The sequence below is a fragment of the Anaeromassilibacillus sp. SJQ-5 genome (assembly GCF_054108045.1).
In genome coordinates this window covers 828,459-844,401 of the sequence record NZ_JBPJWQ010000001.1, presented here as the reverse complement: position 1 = coordinate 844,401, position 15,943 = coordinate 828,459, and the positions used below count along the sequence as shown (strand labels likewise).

Genomic DNA, 15,943 nt, shown 5'->3' with positions numbered 1-15,943 from the left:
TGTAGCGCCTGCGTCGCCGCCGGTACGCCCGCTAATAACCATGCGGCAGCCCGTTCTGCTTGCTACCAGCCCCGCCTCGTCTGTGCGTAACCACACGTTGCGGAAGTTGGGCGACTGACTCTCCTGGGGCTGCGCTGCATGAGGAGAACCAAGAAACAAGGGGGGACGCTCTGCCCCTGCCGGTCTCGTCGGCTTAGGCCGCCGAGCCCATACGGGGCTCCGTAGAAGGTAGCCGCAAGCGGGGGATTATCTTATTTTGATTGATAGGGCTCGCCGTCCTAAGACGGGGAGACCCCACCGGATTGTACAATTTGGGTGATCGCCCAAGTATACTACGCGCGTCAGCGCGCTCGTAGCGCGGGAAAAGGACACGCTTCCCGGTTGATAGGCGCTGTTGCGCACTATAGCGCCGAATATTTTACAGGATTTATTTCCTACATGGGGGGTGAAGAACGGGGCGTAGCCTCGTTCTTCCAGTGGGGGTCTCCCCCACGGCGAGCGCAATCTCAAGCAGATAGGACGGAAAAGATTCGACGTGTTCTTTTCCTGCGCGTCTGTTGGCCATGTTTTTTCTTTTCTCCCCCTTCTTTTCTTTTTCCGGAAAAAGAAAAGAAGGGGTGCGGGCGGCTCACAGCCGCGAGAGGAGTACGGAATTCTGCCCCGCATACCTGCATAAAACCCGATAGGGTTGTATTGCCCTAACGGGCAATCGGGGAACCCCCGGCGAGGGTTCCCCGCCGTAAAACACCCCACCGGGGTGTTTTTCGCCCCTCCTGCGCTTTTTTTGGGGAAGGGATTCCGCGTCCTGCGGGACGCGGCGGGGGCGCTGCCCCTCGACCCTGCCAGTGGCGGGCGAAAATCTTACCGACGTATCACCGGTTTTTCATAAAATCGGTGGTATACGTCCCCGCCCGGAACGCCGGGTCCCCGAGAATCTCCAGCTGGCTCTCGATGTTGACCGGCACCCCTTTAATGACCAGCTCGCACATGGCGGATTCCATCTTGCGAATGGTCTCCTCCCGCGTGCCGGCGTAGACGATCATCTTGCCGATCATCGGGTCGTAATAGGGCGGCACCTCGCACCCCTGGTACAGCGCGGTGTCAAACCGCACCCACGGCCCTCCCGGCACGTGGAGGAAATCCACCGTGCCGCAGCCGGTGGCGTTGACGCGGCATTCGATGGCCGCCCCGGTCAGCCGGATGTCCTCCTGGGTGAAATCCAGGGGGATCCCCGCCGCGATGCGGATCTGCCACTTGACGATGTCCACCCCGGTGACAAACTCGGTCACCGGATGCTCCACCTGCAGGCGGGTGTTCATCTCGATGAAATAGAACCGCCCGTCCCCGTCCAGCAGGAACTCCACCGTCCCCGCGCCCAGGTAGCCCGCGGCCTTCGCCGCCCCCGCCGCCGCGTCCATCATCTCCTGCCGCAAGGCGGGGGAAATGGCGGAGGAGGGGGTCTCCTCGATGAGCTTCTGGTTGTTCTTCTGGATGGAGCATTCCCGCTCGCCCAGGCAGACCACGTGCCCCTGCTCGTCGGCGAGCAGCTGCACCTCGATGTGCTTGACCGGGGAGAGGAACTTCTCCATGTACACCCGCCCGTCCCCGAAGGCCTTTTCCGCCTCGGCGGCCGCGGTGTGGAAGGCGTTTTCCAGCTCCTCCTCCCCGTTCACCAGGCGGATGCCCTTGCCGCCGCCCCCGGCGCTGGCCTTGATGAGCACGGGATACCCGATGCGCGCGGCCTCGGCCCGGGCCTGCTCCACCGATTCCAGCAGCTCGCTGCCCGGCACGGTGGGCACCCCGGCCTCCTTCATCAGGCGTCTGGCCGCGTCCTTGTCCCCCATTTTGGAGATGATGTCCCCGTCGGGGCCGATGAAGGCGAGGTTCTGCTCCTTGCACAGCCGCGCGAAAGCCGCGTTCTCCGACAAAAAGCCGTAGCCCGGATGAATGGCCTGCGCCCCGGTGGCCAGGGCGGCGGCCAGAATATTCTGCTGGTTGAGATAGCTGTCCGCCGACGCGGCCGCGCCCACGCAGACCCGCTCGTCCGCCAGGGCCACGTGCAGCGCCTCCTCGTCCGCTTCGGAATAGACCGCCACCGTGGCGATCCCCATTTCCTTGCAGGCGCGGATAATCCGCACGGCGATTTCTCCCCGGTTGGCCACCAGGATTTTTGAAAACATACTGTATTCATCCTTTCGAGGAGGAATTCCATGTGGGGATGTCTGCTCTGCTCTATTTCCCTATTAACGCAAAAGAGAAATCCGCCGTGACGCACAGCTTGCCGTTCACGGTTCCCTTGCCGGTGCAGAAATAGAACGGCCCCTTGGCCTTCACGAGGGTGCACGTCGTCTCGAACACGTCCCCCGGCTTCACCGGGTTCTTAAAGCGCACCTTGTCCAGGCTGGTGAAGAAGGGGGTGGCCCCCTCGGCGGCCCCGGCGGCCAGCAGCACGCAGGCCGACTGGGCCAGGATTTCGCAGAGGATCACCCCGGGCACCACGGGATTTCCCGGGAAATGGCCCTGGAGGAACCACTCGTCCCCGGTGATGGTTTTGCGCCCGTGGGCCTCGCCGTCCACCACCTCGGCCTCGTCGATGAGCAGCATGTTGTCCCGGTGGGGCAGCAGCTGCATAATCTCTTGCTTGTTCATGGCTTTCCCGCCCTTTCAGCGCAGGCGGAACAGGGGCTGGCCGAACTCCACGACCTGGCCGTTCTGTACGCAGACCTCCGCGATTTCGCCGTCTTCCTCGGCGGTGATTTCGTTCATCAGCTTCATGGCCTCGATGATGCAGACCACGTCGCCCTTTTTCACCCGGTCGCCCACCGTGACGAAGGGGGCCGCGCCCGGCGCGCCCGCCAGATACGCCATGCCCACCATGGGGGCCTTGATGACGGGCCCGGCCGCCTCGGCCGGCAGGACGGGGGCAATTTCCGCCGCCGTTTCCGCCCGCGGGGCCGCGGGCAGGGCAGGCGCTTCCTTTCCGCCGCCCATGGAGAGCTTCAGCGTGCAGCCCTCCTCCGTCCATTCCAGGCCGGTCAGTCCGTTGGCGCGCATCACCCGGGCCAGCTGTTCGATGGTTTCCACGTTCATACAAATTTCCCCCCACTGAAAATTCCTGCGGAATTTCGGCCCCCGCCGGGGGCTTTATTCCGCTTTCGTAAAGGCGACGCAGGCGTTGTGCCCGCCGAAGCCCAGGGACACCGACAGCGCCATGTCCAGCGCGGCCTCGCGGGCCTGGTTGGGCACATAGTCGAGGTCGCAGTCCGGATCCGGCTCCTGATACCCGATGGTGGGCGGCGCGACGCCGTCCCGCAGGGCCAGCACCGCCGCGATGGCCTCCACCGCCCCCGCCGCGCCCAGCATATGGCCGGTCATGGATTTGGTGGAGCTGACCAGCACCCGGTAAGCGTCCGCGCCGAAGACCTTCTTGATGGCGGCGGTTTCCGCCTTGTCGTTGAGGGGGGTGCTGGTGCCGTGGGCGTTGATGTACACCCGGGCCGCGTCCGGCGTTTTCCCGGTTTCCTCCACGGCCAGGCGGATGGCCCGCGCGCCGCCCTCCGCCTCCGGATGGGGGGCCGTCACGTGATACGCGTCACAGGTGCAGCCGTAGCCGCTGATCTCCGCGTAAATCTTGGCCCCGCGGGCCTTGGCGTGCTCGTATTCCTCGAGGAGGAGGGCGCCCGCCCCCTCGCCCATGACAAAGCCGCCCCGCCGCTTGTCAAACGGGATGGACGCGGCCTCGGGATCCTCGCTGGTGCTCAGGGCCATGCAGTTGATGAACCCGGCGAAGCCCATGGGGGTGATGGCCGCCTCGCTGCCCCCCGCCAGGATGGCGTCGGCGTAGCCGTATCGGACGGCCCGGAAGGCCTCGCCCACGGCGTTGGTGCCGGTGGCGCAGGCGGTGGTCACCGGCAGGCAGGGGCCGGTGGCCCCGTACTTGATGGCGATGGTGCCCGCCGCGATGTTGGCGATCATCATGGGGATGAAATGGGGGGACACCCGCCGGGGTCCCTTTTCGATGAGCTTGGTGTGCTCGCTGTCGAAGGTCTCGAACCCGCCGATGCCGGAGCCGAAGTAGACGCCCAGCCGTTCGGGGGCCACCTGCCCGATGATGCCGCTGTCGGCCATGGCCTCCTTGGCCGCCGCCAGGGCGTACTGAACAAAGCGGTCGGTTTTGCGGATTTCCGGCTTCTCCAGCACGGTTTCGGGGTCGAAGCCCTTGACCTCGGCGGCCAGCTTGGCCTTATACTCGGCCGTGTCGAACCGGGTCACCGGCCCGATGCCGTTCCTCCCAGCCAGCAGGCCCTCCCAGAAGGCGGGGACGTTGTTGCCGACAGGGGTCAGCGCCCCCATCCCGGTAATTACCACGCGTCTCGTTTCCATAGCTTTTGTCACCTATCTTTATCCATCACAGTGGTTGCGTTCGGTTTCTTTGATTATGGGGCAAGTCCTGTTGAATCGTTTCCTGTGTCGGTTTGCTCTATCGGGCTTGGGGTTGGTATGCGGGGGACTGCCCCGCACGCCCCTCAGGAGGGCCATGTTCGCCCTCCGGGGCGCTGCCCCGGGCCCCGCTAGGGGAATCTTCGCTTCTTGCAGCGGGCGCTATGCCCTATCGGGTTGAGCGTTGGTATGCGGGGTACCACCCCGCGGGCTGATTGCGGCTGTGAGCCGCCCGCACCCCTTCTTTTCTTTTTTCGGAAAAAGAAAAGAAGGGGGAGAAAAGAAAAAGCCTTAACCAACAGACGCGCAGGAAAAGAACACGTCGAATCTTTCCTGTCCTATCAATTTAAAATTGCGCTCGCGCCTAAAGGCGCTATAGTGCGCAACAGCGCCTATCTACCGGGACGCGTGTCCTTTTCCCGCGCTACGAACGCGCTGACGCGCGTAGTATACTTGAGCGATCACCCAAATTGTACAATCAAGTGTGGTCTCCCCGTCTTAGGACGGCGAGCCCTATCAATCAAAATAAGATAATCCCTCCCCGCTTGCGGCTACCTTTTACGGATCCTCGTATGGGCTCGGCGGCCTAAGCCGACGAGACCGGCAGGGGCAGAGCGTCCACCCTAGTCTCTTGGTACTCCTCATGCAGAGGAGCCCCAGGGGAGTTGGTCGCCCGACTTTTCGGTGCGTGTGGTTACGCAGACGCGAGGCGGGGCTGGCAGAAAGCAGAACGGGCTGCCGCGGCAACTAGCGGGCGTACCGGCGGCGACACGAGCGCTAAAAGTTTTTATTCCTTTTTATAAAAGGGCGAAGCCCGCAGCGACACAGGGGTTGCCGCGAGGCAGAGAGTGGGTCTCCCCCGCCGAAAAGGTTGCATAAGGCTTTTTCTTTTCTCCCCCTTCTTTTCTTTTTCTAGAAAAAGAAAAGAAGGGGTGCGGGCGGCTCACAGCCGCGAGAGGGACGCGGGGTACTACCCCGCATACCTGCATAAAACCCGATAGGGTTATATTGCCCGGCAGGGCAATCGGGGAACCCGATAGGGTTATATCGCCATGCCGCCGTCGACCCGGATCACCTCGCCGGTGATATAATCCCCTCCCGGCCCGGCCAGGAACAGGGCCAGCGCCGCCACATCCTCCGGCTTCCCCGCCCGTCCCAGCGGGATGGAGGACAGCAGCGCCGTTTTATCCAACGCCTCGGTCATGTCGGTCTCGATGAGGCCGGGGGCGATGGCGTTGCAGCAGATCCCCCGCCCGGCCAGCTCCCGGGCCACCGCCTTGGTCAGGCCGATGACCCCCGCCTTGGAGGCGGAATAGTTGGCCTGCCCCGCGTTGCCCATGATGCCGCAGACCGAGCTGATGTTGAGGATCTTCCCCGCCCGCTTGCGCACGAAGCCGGGATAGCAGTGCTTGATGAAGTTGAAGCAGCCCTTCAGGTTGGTGTCCACCACCTTGTCGAAGTCCTCCTCCTTCATGGAGAACACCAGGCCGTCCCGGGTCACCCCGGCGTTGTTGACCAGAATATCCACCCCGCCGAGCTCCTTGCCCACGGCGGCCACCACCGCCTTGACCGCGTCGAAATCCGCCGCGTCGCACTGGTAGGCCGCGGCCTTCACGCCCAGGGCCTCGATGTCCCGGCGGGTTTCCTCCGCCGCGTCCTGCCGCCCGGCGTAGACGATGGCCACGTCCGCCCCGTTTTCCGCCAGCTTCAGGGCGATGGCCCGCCCGATGCCCCGGGACCCGCCGGTCACCAGGGCCGTTTTCCCTTTCAGCATGTTCCCTCTCCTTTGCAGGCTGTCACCGCCGCGGCCAGGCTGTCCGCGTCCTCCACCTGGAGCACGGCCGCCTGGGGGGCGGTTTTTTTGATGAGGCCGCACAGGGTCTTGCCCGGCCCCACCTCAATGAACGTGTCGATCCCCGCCGCCAGCATGGCCTCCACCGTCCCCTGCCAGCGCACCGGGCTTTTCATCTGCCGGACGAGCAGGGCGCGATAGTCGCCCTCGTAGGGCCGCGCCGTGGCGTTGGCGTACAGGGGCAGGGCCGGATCCTTCATGGCGAAGCGCGCCAGCACCCCGGCGAACGCCTCGGCCGCCCCCTCCATAAAGGGGGAATGGAAGCCGCCGCCCACCGCGAGGGGCAGGGCCTTGCCGCCCGCCTCCTTCACCGCGGCCTTGAAGGGCTCCAGCTCCTCCCGCGCGCCCGCCACCACCAGCTGCCCCGGGCAGTTGTAGTTGACCGGGTACACCCGGCGGAACCGGGCGCACAGGCCCTCCACCGTGGCGTTGTCCAGCTTGACCACCGCCACCATGGCCGCGTCGGTCTGCTCGGCGGCGGCCTGCATGGCCTCCCCCCGGGCGCAGACGATGGAAAAGCCGTCCTCCGGGCTGACCGCGCCGGAAAAGGTCAGGGCCGCTATCTCCCCCAGGGAGAAGCCCGCCAGGGCCGCGGGGGCCACCCCCGCCTCCCGCAGGGCGCACGCCGCCGCCAAATCCACGCAGTACAAGCAGGGCTGGGTGTTGCGGGTGACGGTCAGCTCCTCCTTTGTGCCCTCGAAGCACTGGGCAAGGGTGCCGGGCCGCAGCCGCTCCGCCAGGTCGAACACCGCCCGGGCGGCGGCGCTTACCTCGTACAGGGATTTTCCCATGCCGGGATACTGGGCCCCCTGGCCCGCGAACACCAAGGCTATTTTACCCATTTTTTCGCTCCGTTCAGCACCGTTTCGGCTTCCTCGAAGATTTCCCGGATAATCTCCGCCGCCGGCTGCTCCTTATTCACAATGGCCGCGATCTGCCCGGCCAGGAAGGAGCCGGTCTTCTCGTCCCCCTCCACGGCCGCCCGGTAGAGGGAGCCGGTTCCCATGGCCTCCAGCTCCTCGTCCGAGATGCCGCTGTATTCCGCCTTGAGATAGGCGCGGGAGAAGGGGTTCTTCAGGCTGCGCACCGGATGGCCCAGCCGCTTGCCGGTGGTCATGGTGGCGATATCGTTCGCCGCCAGCACCTTTTTCTTGTAATTTTCATGCACGCCGCACTCCTCGGCCACCAGGAACCGGGTGCCCAGCTGCACCCCCACGGCCCCCAGCAGCAGGGCCGCGGCCACGCCGCGCCCGTCCCCGATGCCGCCGGCCGCGATGACCGGAATGTCCACCGCGTCCACGATTTGGGGGGTGAGCACGATGGTGGTCAGCTCGCCCACATGGCCGCCCGATTCGCCGCCCTCGGCGATGACCGCCGCCGCGCCCGCCCGGGCCACCAGCCGCGCCATGGCCACCGAGGCCACCACCGGGATGACCCGGATGCCCGCCGCCAGCCAGCTTTTCATGTATTTGGAGGGGTTGCCCGCGCCGGTGGTGATCACCGGCACCTTCTCCTCCGCCAGCAGCGCGGCCACTTCCTCCACGTGGGGGCTCATCAGCATCACGTTGACGCCGAAGGGCTTGTCGGTCAGCTCCCGGCAGATGCGGATCTGCTCCCGGAGGTAATCGCCGCCCGCGTTCATGGCCGAGATGATGCCCAGCCCGCCGCCGTTCGACACGGCGGCCGCCAGCTTCCCGTCGGCAATCCAGGCCATGCCGCCCTGGAAAATGGGATATTCGATCCCCAGCATGTCGCAAATCGGTGTGTGTATCAACCTGCATCCGCTCCATTTCTATGCCAAATATGGTGATAAAAGGGGGTGTTTCACCGGAAAAAGGTGCAAAATATGCAGCCAAGAGGCGAACGTCAGAAACGTCCCCCTCGTGGCCGCATGGTATTGTGGGAAATGGGATTAGCCCATTTTCTCCTCGATGATGGCCACCAGTTCCCCGACGGACTCCACCTTTTTCTCCAGCTCCAGCTCGATGCCCAGGCTTTCCTCAAGGTCCATCACCATTTCGACGGTGTCCAGGGAATCGACGCCCAGCTCTTCAAAGGTAGTCTCCATCTTGATGGAATCCTGCTCGATGCTCAGATGATTGGCCAGCATTTCCGCGACTTTTTCGAATACCATATTCGTGTTCCTCCGATGATTTTTATTTGTATATAGCAAAAAGGGAATGGCCCTTTGCTGCTCAGGTTTTATGTCCTCTATGGGCTACCACCGCAGCACGCACGCCGCGCTGGACAGCCCGCCGCCGAAGCCGCAGAGCACCAGATTGTCCCCCCGGTGCAGCAGCCCGCCCCGGTTGAGCTCGTCAAGGGCCAGCGGGATGCAGGCCGCCGACATGTTGCCGTACCGGTCGATGTTGATGAAGAACCGCTCGTCGGGAATATCCAGCTTTTTGCGGGCCATATGGATGATGCGCACGTTGGCCTGATGGGGCACCACCCAGGCGACGTCCTCGCCGGTCATGCCCGCCTCGGCCATCACGTCCCGCACGTCGGCGCACATGGCGTTCACGGCGAATTTGAAAGTCTCCTGCCCCTTCATGTGGATGTAGGGCTTCATGGGCTCCCGCTCGTAAAAGGGGGATTTGCCGATGAACTGGGGGATTTTGATCACGTCGTCCCCGCCGCGGGAGTACAGCTTGGAGGTCAGGTAGTTGTCCCCTTCCCCGAGGACCACCGCGCCCGCGCCGTCCCCGAAGATGACGCAGGTGCTGCGGTCCTCCCAGTCCATGATGCGGCTCATCCGCTCGGCGCCCACCAGCAGCACCTTTTTCACTTTTTTCCGGGCGAAATACCCCGCCGCCGTCTCCAGCAGGAAAATGAAGGCCGGGCAGGCCGCGTTGATATCGTAGGCGGGGCAGGTCGCCCCGAGATGATGCTGAATCATGCAGGCGAGGCTGGGGCTGACGTCCTCGTTGCTGACCGTGGCCGCCAGGATGAGATCCAGCTCCTCCGGCTTCACCCCGCTGTTTTCCAGGGCCCGCCGGGCCGCCTCGGCCCCCAGGTCCGCCGCCGTCTCGGTGGTGCAGACATACCGCTGCTTCACCCCCACCCGCTGGGTGATCCATTCGTCGGTGGTGTCCACAAACTGGGACAGCTCCTCGTTGGTCACCACCCGCGGCGGCACGTAGCTCCCTGTGCCCATGACTGCAAAACTCATACTCGATTCTTCCTCCCAGGTTAAGGTGAGGGGGAGCGAACCCCCCCGCCTCAGCCGGTGTATTTTGCCATTCTGCCGCGTTATCGTCCTAGGTGGGCGCCAGCCCACCGTCGTCCTCTGCCTTGCCGAATGACAAAATACGCAGGCTGAGGTCAAAGAATTTTTGGGACCGAGCGGGGGTTCACAGCAAGGCGGCCGATCGCGCCATGCTGTCGCATGGCAAGAGAGGCCAACGCCGCTGTGGGCGCTCGCTCTCCCAAAAATCGGAGGTTGTTCGCTCCCCCTCACCTTATAACTCGTCGCCGATGGTTTTGGCGAAATACTCGTTAAGCCGCCGGATGACCAGCAGGACGTATTTCTTCTCCTCGTCCGACAGGCCCCGGCTGATTTCATCCACCAGCTGCCGGCGGCAGATGCGGTTGTAGGTGTCCACACCCTTGCCCGTCTCGGTCAGGTACACCCGCACGATGCGGCTGTCCTTCTGGCTGCGCACCTTGCGCACAAAGCCCTTTTGAATCAGCTTGCTGACCGCGATGGTGGCCGAGGATACCGTGATGCCTAAGGAGCGGGCCAGCTCGGTGACCGTGCAGCCATCGCCCTTGGCATCCCCCAGGCAGAGGATGAGGTGCACCTCGCTGACCGACAGGGTGGTTTGCCGGCTGCGCTTGAGCATCTGCTTTTCCAGCCGCAGGACATTGCGGTAGATACTGACCAGTATGTCGTCCAGTGCGCCGCTGAAGCCTTCCATCGTTCCCTTGCCCCTCTCACCGGAATTGCTTTGACAGCCTATCTATTTGAAGTTCAAACTATTTGATATTCTAATGGAATCTTTTGCATTTGTCAAGAAAAAATCCATGAACAGATTGTGAAATCCATCGACACACTTCCATAAAAACCGAGGAAAACCGCGGGGTTTCGCTCTTTTTCCGGGATTTACCGGTTCCTTTTTCGTCCGGGCCATGGTACCATGAGATTGTCACAAAGCTGCATTTCATCCAGCTTATGGCAGCCACAATCACACGACGAGCCGCCCCTTGGCGGCCGGAAAGGATGATTCGGATGAAAAACAAGAACCTATCGATGTTTGCTTTGACCGCCGTGCTGGCGGCCCTGTCGATAACCCTGGCGGGCTGCGCCGGCCCGGCCAAGGAAACCGCTTCCTCCGCGGCGCAAGGCCAAGCGGCGAGTTCCGCCGCCTCCCAGACGGAGGAGACGGGCGGCGAGACGGAAAGCCTCCCGCCCGAGGAGAACGCCGGCGTCCTCCCGCAGGAGGAGGCCGGACAGGCCGCCCCGCGCACGGAGGCCGCGCCGGACGCGTCCGCCAGCGCCAAGAGCAGCGCCTCCTCCGCCAGCCGGGCACCGGAGCGGCAGCCGGAAGCCTCCGCCTCCCGCTCTTCCTCCACGACGGCGGCCTCCCGGCCCGCGACCAGCCCGAGCCGCACCCAGTCCCCCGCCGCCAAACCCTCCGCCCCCGCCTCCACCACCAGGCGGCCCACCACCACCTCGACGGCGAAAACCACCCGTTCCACCGCCGCCCCCACCAAGCCGCCGGCTGACGGCAGCCTGTCCGGCTACGCCGACGCGGTGGTGAAGCTGGTCAACCAAGAGCGGGCCAAGGCCGGCCTGAAAAGCCTGAGCGTCAACCAGGCGGCCGCCGCCGCGGCCAATGTGCGGGCCCGGGAAATCGAAGGCGCCTTCTCCCACACCCGGCCGAACGGCAGCTCCTTCAGCACCGCCCTGAAGGAGCAGGGCGCCTCCTACCGCGCCGCCGGCGAGAACATCGCCTACGGGCAGCGCAGCGCCGAGCAGGTCATGGAGGGCTGGATGAACAGCTCCGGCCACCGGGCCAACATCCTCAACGCCCAGTACACCGCCATCGGCGTGGGCGTCTACCGCAGCGCCTCCGGCACCCTCCACTGGGTGCAGCTGTTCATTGGCTGACACGAGAGCATAAAAAACGCACGGCTTCAAAGCGGCGCATCATTAGCGGAGGATCCAAACTGGTTTTCGCCGCTTCGCAAGAAATGGCTCAGCGGAACAGATTCCGCTGAGCCATTTCTTCTAAAAGGTGCGCACCTTAAGTCCGTGCGTTTTTTTATGCGTGTTTATTTGTACTGCAGGCCGGTGACCTGGGAGCCGACGGCCAGGTAGGAGGAGGCGTTGCCGGCGGTCAGCTTCGCCCCGCCGATGACCACGTTTTCGAAGGTCACGCCCTTGACCTGGCGGCCCCCGTCGTAGCCGGACAGGCCGGATTTCAGCGGGGCCGCGCCGGTGTAGGCGATGTTCTTGAACACGACGTTCTCCACCGCCTTGCCGGGCTGGCTGTTGTAGGCGGCGTTCATCATCACCCGCACGTTGAACAGCTGCTGATTGCTCACGCCGGAAATCCGGACGCCGTCGAACACCACGTTTTTGACGGTGACATTGTCCCCTGCGTTGACGCCCAGCACCCCGTAATAGGGATCCCCCGGGGTGCGGCTGTCGATGACGTCGATATTCTGGAAGGTGAGATCGGAGATGGTCTCGTTCCGGCCGGGATCGGCGTGGATGCCGGTAAACACGGCGTGGGCCGAGTCGGACAGCAGGGTGCAGCCCTTGGCGGTGACGCCGGAGGAATTGCCGATGGCCCCGCTGCTCGAGGCATAGACGGAAATGCAGTCGTCGTTGGAGCGGATGAAGCTGTCGGTGATGGTCACGCCGCTGCTCGCCTTGATGTTCACCCCGTCGGTGGCCCCGTAATGGCTGAAGATTTTCAGGTTATGCAGCGTGACGTTTTTGCTCTCCTGCAGGCTGACCGAGAAGGAATAGGCGTTGCTGAAGGTGATCCCGTCCACCGTCACGCCGTCCGATCCGGCGATGATCACGCCCCGCTGGGTGTTGAAGTTGAAGCCTCCGGCGATCACGTCGTTGGTGACGGTGCCGATGTCCACCATGCCCCGCCCGGCGATTTTCACGTTCTTGACGCCGCAGACCAGCAGGCTGCCCCGCACCACGGCGCCCGGCTCCAGATACACCGTCTCGCCGCTTTTCGGGTAATAGCCGTTGACGATCTGGCCCGCGCCGATGACCGTCCAAATCTGCACGCTCTGGGTGTCGCTGGGCCGTTTGTCGCTGCCGTTCTGGGCGGTGCAGGCCTTGCCGTCGATGTACACGGTGATTTTCTGCCCGTCCTTGACCAGGGCGACATGGTGCTCCTTGCCGTCGGCGGGGAGCTTTTCCTTGGTCACATAGGGGGTCTCCCAGCCGCCGATGTTGGAGGCCAGGGTGCCGTCCGACCGGCGGTACAGCCCCTCCATCAGGATGCCCCGTTGCATGGGCGTGGCGTCGCTGCCCGCCTTCAGGGTCACCTTGGCGGAAATGGAGAACTGGCCGGAGGCGTTGTACAGGTAATCCATGTCCTTGTAATCGTCCAGGCCGTCGAAGGTCATGGTCTCGGCGTATTTTTTCAGCAGCACCGGCTTGCCGTCCATGGGCACGGTGTCGGTGTCCTTCAGCTGGGTAATCAGCGCCTCCGGCAGGGCCATCTTATACAGATACACGTTCCGGATGGTGCCGTTCCACACGCCGAAGCCCACCTCGGGCAGGGTGGTCACCCCGGCGGGGAAGGTCTTCTGCGCCTTGGGCTTGGACACGGGGTCGTTGGCCATGATATAGGCCATGTTGGTCTTGGTGCCGTCCAGGGACACCGCCAGCTTCTGCGCGCCGTTCATGGCGAAGGTCAGCTTGTTGCCGCTGACCGTGGGCTTGATGCCCAGGGACTCGGGGTAGACCTTGACGGCGGAGGCGTTGAAGGTGCCCCGGTTCTTGGTGATGGACACCTCCGCCCGGCCCGACAAATCGAAGCTGATGAGCGGGCTGTTCTGCACCTTGGGCTCGATGGTGTTGCCCTTGCCGTCCACCACCCGGGTGTTGGCCGGCAGCTCCGGGTCAACCTTGACGTTGTAGGCCGCCACCTTCTGCCAGTCCTTGCCGCCCCCCTTGACCTGGAAGGTGTAATCGGTGTTTTTCAGCCCGGCGGGCAGGCTGGCCGGCGCGGCGTACAGGGTCAGCGCCGGGGGCGCGGACACCGCCGTGCTCCCGCTGGTGGCCTTGGTGCCGCCGGAGGGGTTGGTTTTGTCCCCGCCGCCGGGCACGGTCACCACCATGGTGCCGCCGCTCGCGTCAGTGACGATTTCGGTGGCCGGGGCGCTGCCGGTGGTGGAATCGCCGGATCCGCTTGTCTCCTGGCCGGAGGCCGCGCCGGATTCCGGCGCGCTGACCGGCGTTTCTTCCCGGCGGCAGGCGGACAGGCTCCCGGTCAGGGCGGCGGCCAGCAGCATGGCCGTGACCGCCCGCAGGGCGCGCATGGACTGCTTCATAGGGCTTTCATCCTTTCTTTATTGGAACCGGATATCCTTGGTGTAGTTGCCGATGAGGAAGTCGCTGCCCGGCCCGGTCACCCGCCGGCCGTTGAGCACGACCCTCTCGAAGGTCACGCCCTCCACCTGCCGCTCCGGCCCGTCCCCGTGGATGACGGACATCAGCGCGTTGTCCCCGGTATAGGCAATGTCCCGGAAGGTGACGTTCCGGATGGCGCGGCCGCTGGATTTGCAGTAATCCGGGTTGTTCCACACCCGCAGGTTGAACAGCTGGTTCTTCTGGAAATCCTCGACGCGGATGTCCGAGAACAGCACGGTGTCGATGGTCACGTCGTTGGCGGCGTTCAGGGCCAGCACGCCCTGATAGTCGCTGTAGCCCGCCTTGCTGTCCAGCACGTCGATATCCTCAAAGGTGAGGCCTCGGATAACGTCCTGCCCGCCCGGCGCGGCGTGGATGCCGCCGTATATGGCGTGGGCCGCGTCGTTTATCAGGGTGCAGCGCCGCACGGCGATGTTCTCCGCGTTGCCCGTGTAATGGGTGAAGGAGGCATAGACCGCGATGCAGTCGTCGTTGGAGCGGATGAAGCAGTCCTCCACCGCGACGTTGCGCGAGGCCTTGATGTGCACGCCGTCGGTGGCCCCCAGGCGGCTGAACATCCGCACGTCGGTGAAGGTCACCCCGTCCGACTCGCACAAATGGCTGCACATGGAGCGGGGGTCGAGGATGGTGATCCCCTCCACCCGCAGGTTCTCGGCGTAGAGGCTGACGATGGACTGGCCCGGCGACTGCCAAACGACGCCCCGGCCCCGCACCGCGGCGTTCTTCACGCCGTAGGCGAGGATCCGCCCCTTGACCACCGCGCCGGGCTCCAGGTACAGGGTCTGGTTGTCCATGAGGCAGAAATCGTGGGACACGCCGCCCGCCCCCAGCAGGAGGCTGGCCGCGGTTTTGGGCAGGGCCCGCTGCTCGGTTCCCGCCGCCCGGCCGTTTATGTAGAAGGTCAGCTCCATCCCCTGCTTGACCAGGGCCACGTCCGTCCAGGCCCCCATGGGCACCTTGTCCGTGGAGAAAAAGGGGTATTCCCAGCTGCCCAGGTTGGTGTAGAGCACCCCGTCCGACCGCACGGCGAGCAGGCCGCTGAACACCACGTTTTCCACCCCCGGCCGCGCGGGGTCAAGGTATATCCGAGCCGTCAGCGTGTAGGCGTTCTCCCCCGTCTGGAGGGCGTAGCCGGTGGGCACCGCGTCGTCGTGGCCGTCCAGGCACAGGGCGGGCGGGCCGTAATCGGCGGCGATCGAGGGGTTCCCGACCGGCCGCCCGTCCTTATCGCCCGCCTTGTCGGCGAAATCCTCCGCCAGCGGCCACCAGGCGTCCGGGCCCTCCGGCAGCTCTCCCCGGCCGTATTCCTCCAGCTCCCCGGCGGTCAGCGCCCGGGTATAGACGGCGGCGTCCCGGATGCCGCCCTTCATCCCCTCGGTGCCGGTTTCGGGGAAGGTGTGCACCCCCGGCCCCAGGCGCACGACGTTCGGGTCGTCCGGCGCGGGCGCTTCCTCCGGCGTCCCGGCCATGATATACACCATCCGCTGCCGGTCGCCGTCCAGGGAAAGGGTGACCTTCCCGGGCTGGCGCAGGGTGAGGACGGCCGTCCCGTCCTCCATCTTCAGCGGCAGCTTTTTCGAGGCCGGATGGGCCTGGGCGGACGAGATAGGCCCGCCGTCCGCCCGCCGCACCCGCACCTGCACCCCGCCGGTGAAATCGAACAGCACCATCGGGCTGTCGATGACCGGGTCGTCATCGCTGCTGTTCTGCTGAAAATCCGGATCGATTTTGACGTTGTACACGTCCAGCTCCCGCCACTCCCCACGGAGCGGCCGCGCCTCGATGCGATAGGCGGTGTTGCGCAGCGCCTCCGCCTCGGGCGCGATGGGATAGGTCACCAGCTGACCCCCGCCAGAAAACATCCAAATCCCTCCTGCCGTCAGCAGGCCGGCGGCCACCACCGCCGCCGCCAAGCCGACGCCTTTTTGTCTTGTTGTCAGCGACATCACGCCTCCCCCCTGTGTCCTGCTGGTTTTCATTATATATTGCACAGTCGGCAAATACAATTGCCATTTATTTTA

13 protein-coding genes are annotated in these 15,943 nt (G+C 64.5%); 1 reads left to right on the top strand and 12 read right to left on the bottom strand.

Features of this window, described 5'->3' with window-relative positions:
* Positions 1-872 precede the first annotated feature (872 nt).
* From ACSAMM_RS03405 to ACSAMM_RS03360, 10 genes are all read right to left on the bottom strand, one after another.
* Positions 873-2,180, bottom strand: coding sequence for an acetyl-CoA carboxylase biotin carboxylase subunit (locus tag ACSAMM_RS03405; RefSeq protein WP_457789774.1), 1,308 nt, complete (start codon positions 2,178-2,180; stop codon positions 873-875).
* A gap of 52 nt (positions 2,181-2,232) precedes the next feature.
* Complete coding sequence (gene fabZ / locus ACSAMM_RS03400; protein WP_457789773.1) at positions 2,233-2,649, bottom strand: 3-hydroxyacyl-ACP dehydratase FabZ; 417 nt, start codon at positions 2,647-2,649, stop codon at positions 2,233-2,235.
* A 15-nt stretch (positions 2,650-2,664) separates the two neighbouring features.
* Positions 2,665-3,090, bottom strand: a complete 426-nt coding sequence (gene accB / locus ACSAMM_RS03395; protein WP_178720544.1) for an acetyl-CoA carboxylase biotin carboxyl carrier protein — start codon at positions 3,088-3,090, stop codon at positions 2,665-2,667.
* A 54-nt stretch (positions 3,091-3,144) separates the two neighbouring features.
* Positions 3,145-4,383 carry a beta-ketoacyl-ACP synthase II gene (gene fabF, locus ACSAMM_RS03390; RefSeq protein ID WP_457789771.1) on the bottom strand — a complete coding sequence of 413 codons (1,239 nt, stop codon included), beginning with the start codon at positions 4,381-4,383 and terminating at the stop codon, positions 3,145-3,147.
* Positions 4,384-5,482: 1,099 nt separating this feature from the next.
* On the bottom strand, positions 5,483-6,214 hold the full coding sequence (gene fabG, locus ACSAMM_RS03385) for a 3-oxoacyl-[acyl-carrier-protein] reductase (RefSeq protein WP_457789769.1): 732 nt from the start codon (positions 6,212-6,214) through the stop codon (positions 5,483-5,485).
* Positions 6,208-7,134, bottom strand: coding sequence for an ACP S-malonyltransferase (locus ACSAMM_RS03380; RefSeq protein WP_457789767.1), 927 nt, complete (start codon positions 7,132-7,134; stop codon positions 6,208-6,210). Before ACSAMM_RS03380 ends, fabG begins: the two co-directional genes overlap by 7 nt.
* Positions 7,122-8,066, bottom strand: a complete 945-nt coding sequence (locus ACSAMM_RS03375; RefSeq protein ID WP_457789765.1) for a nitronate monooxygenase — start codon at positions 8,064-8,066, stop codon at positions 7,122-7,124. Before ACSAMM_RS03375 ends, ACSAMM_RS03380 begins: the two co-directional genes overlap by 13 nt.
* A 138-nt stretch (positions 8,067-8,204) precedes the next feature.
* Positions 8,205-8,465, bottom strand: coding sequence for an acyl carrier protein (locus ACSAMM_RS03370; RefSeq protein ID WP_457789763.1), 261 nt, complete (start codon positions 8,463-8,465; stop codon positions 8,205-8,207).
* A 45-nt stretch (positions 8,466-8,510) separates the two neighbouring features.
* Positions 8,511-9,464, bottom strand: a complete 954-nt coding sequence (locus ACSAMM_RS03365) for a beta-ketoacyl-ACP synthase 3 (RefSeq protein ID WP_178726137.1) — start codon at positions 9,462-9,464, stop codon at positions 8,511-8,513.
* Positions 9,465-9,753: 289 nt separating this feature from the next.
* The gene (locus tag ACSAMM_RS03360) at positions 9,754-10,212 is read right to left on the bottom strand and encodes a MarR family winged helix-turn-helix transcriptional regulator (RefSeq protein ID WP_457789761.1); all 459 of its coding nucleotides are present in this window, start codon (positions 10,210-10,212) and stop codon (positions 9,754-9,756) included.
* Between the two features lie 311 nt (positions 10,213-10,523).
* Here ACSAMM_RS03360 and ACSAMM_RS03355 point away from each other — a divergent pair, with 311 nt between their 5' ends.
* A complete protein-coding gene (locus tag ACSAMM_RS03355; protein WP_457789760.1) occupies positions 10,524-11,405 on the top strand; it encodes a CAP domain-containing protein in 882 nt (293 codons plus the stop codon).
* Between the two features lie 164 nt (positions 11,406-11,569).
* Here the strand turns inward: ACSAMM_RS03355 and ACSAMM_RS03350 are convergent, their stop codons facing one another.
* Positions 11,570-13,822, bottom strand: a complete 2,253-nt coding sequence (locus ACSAMM_RS03350) for a glycosyl hydrolase family 28 protein (protein WP_457789758.1) — start codon at positions 13,820-13,822, stop codon at positions 11,570-11,572.
* A gap of 18 nt (positions 13,823-13,840) precedes the next feature.
* Positions 13,841-15,868, bottom strand: a complete 2,028-nt coding sequence (locus ACSAMM_RS03345) for a glycosyl hydrolase family 28 protein (RefSeq protein WP_457789756.1) — start codon at positions 15,866-15,868, stop codon at positions 13,841-13,843.
* Positions 15,869-15,943 lie beyond the last annotated feature (75 nt).

Bases quoted from the DNA above. Each gene is read 5' to 3' on its own strand.
- ACSAMM_RS03405 (WP_457789774.1), bottom strand. From the start codon at position 2,180: ATGTTTTCAAAAATCCTGGTGGCCAACCGGGGAGAAATCGCCGTGCGG.
- fabZ (WP_457789773.1), bottom strand. From the start codon at position 2,649: ATGAACAAGCAAGAGATTATGCAGCTGCTGCCCCACCGGGACAACATG.
- accB (WP_178720544.1), bottom strand. From the start codon at position 3,090: ATGAACGTGGAAACCATCGAACAGCTGGCCCGGGTGATGCGCGCCAAC.
- fabF (WP_457789771.1), bottom strand. From the start codon at position 4,383: ATGGAAACGAGACGCGTGGTAATTACCGGGATGGGGGCGCTGACCCCT.
- fabG (WP_457789769.1), bottom strand. From the start codon at position 6,214: ATGCTGAAAGGGAAAACGGCCCTGGTGACCGGCGGGTCCCGGGGCATC.
- ACSAMM_RS03380 (WP_457789767.1), bottom strand. From the start codon at position 7,134: ATGGGTAAAATAGCCTTGGTGTTCGCGGGCCAGGGGGCCCAGTATCCC.
- ACSAMM_RS03365 (WP_178726137.1), bottom strand. From the start codon at position 9,464: ATGAGTTTTGCAGTCATGGGCACAGGGAGCTACGTGCCGCCGCGGGTG.
- ACSAMM_RS03360 (WP_457789761.1), bottom strand. From the start codon at position 10,212: ATGGAAGGCTTCAGCGGCGCACTGGACGACATACTGGTCAGTATCTAC.
- ACSAMM_RS03355 (WP_457789760.1), top strand. From the start codon at position 10,524: ATGAAAAACAAGAACCTATCGATGTTTGCTTTGACCGCCGTGCTGGCG.
- ACSAMM_RS03350 (WP_457789758.1), bottom strand. From the start codon at position 13,822: ATGAAGCAGTCCATGCGCGCCCTGCGGGCGGTCACGGCCATGCTGCTG.
- ACSAMM_RS03345 (WP_457789756.1), bottom strand. From the start codon at position 15,868: ATGTCGCTGACAACAAGACAAAAAGGCGTCGGCTTGGCGGCGGCGGTG.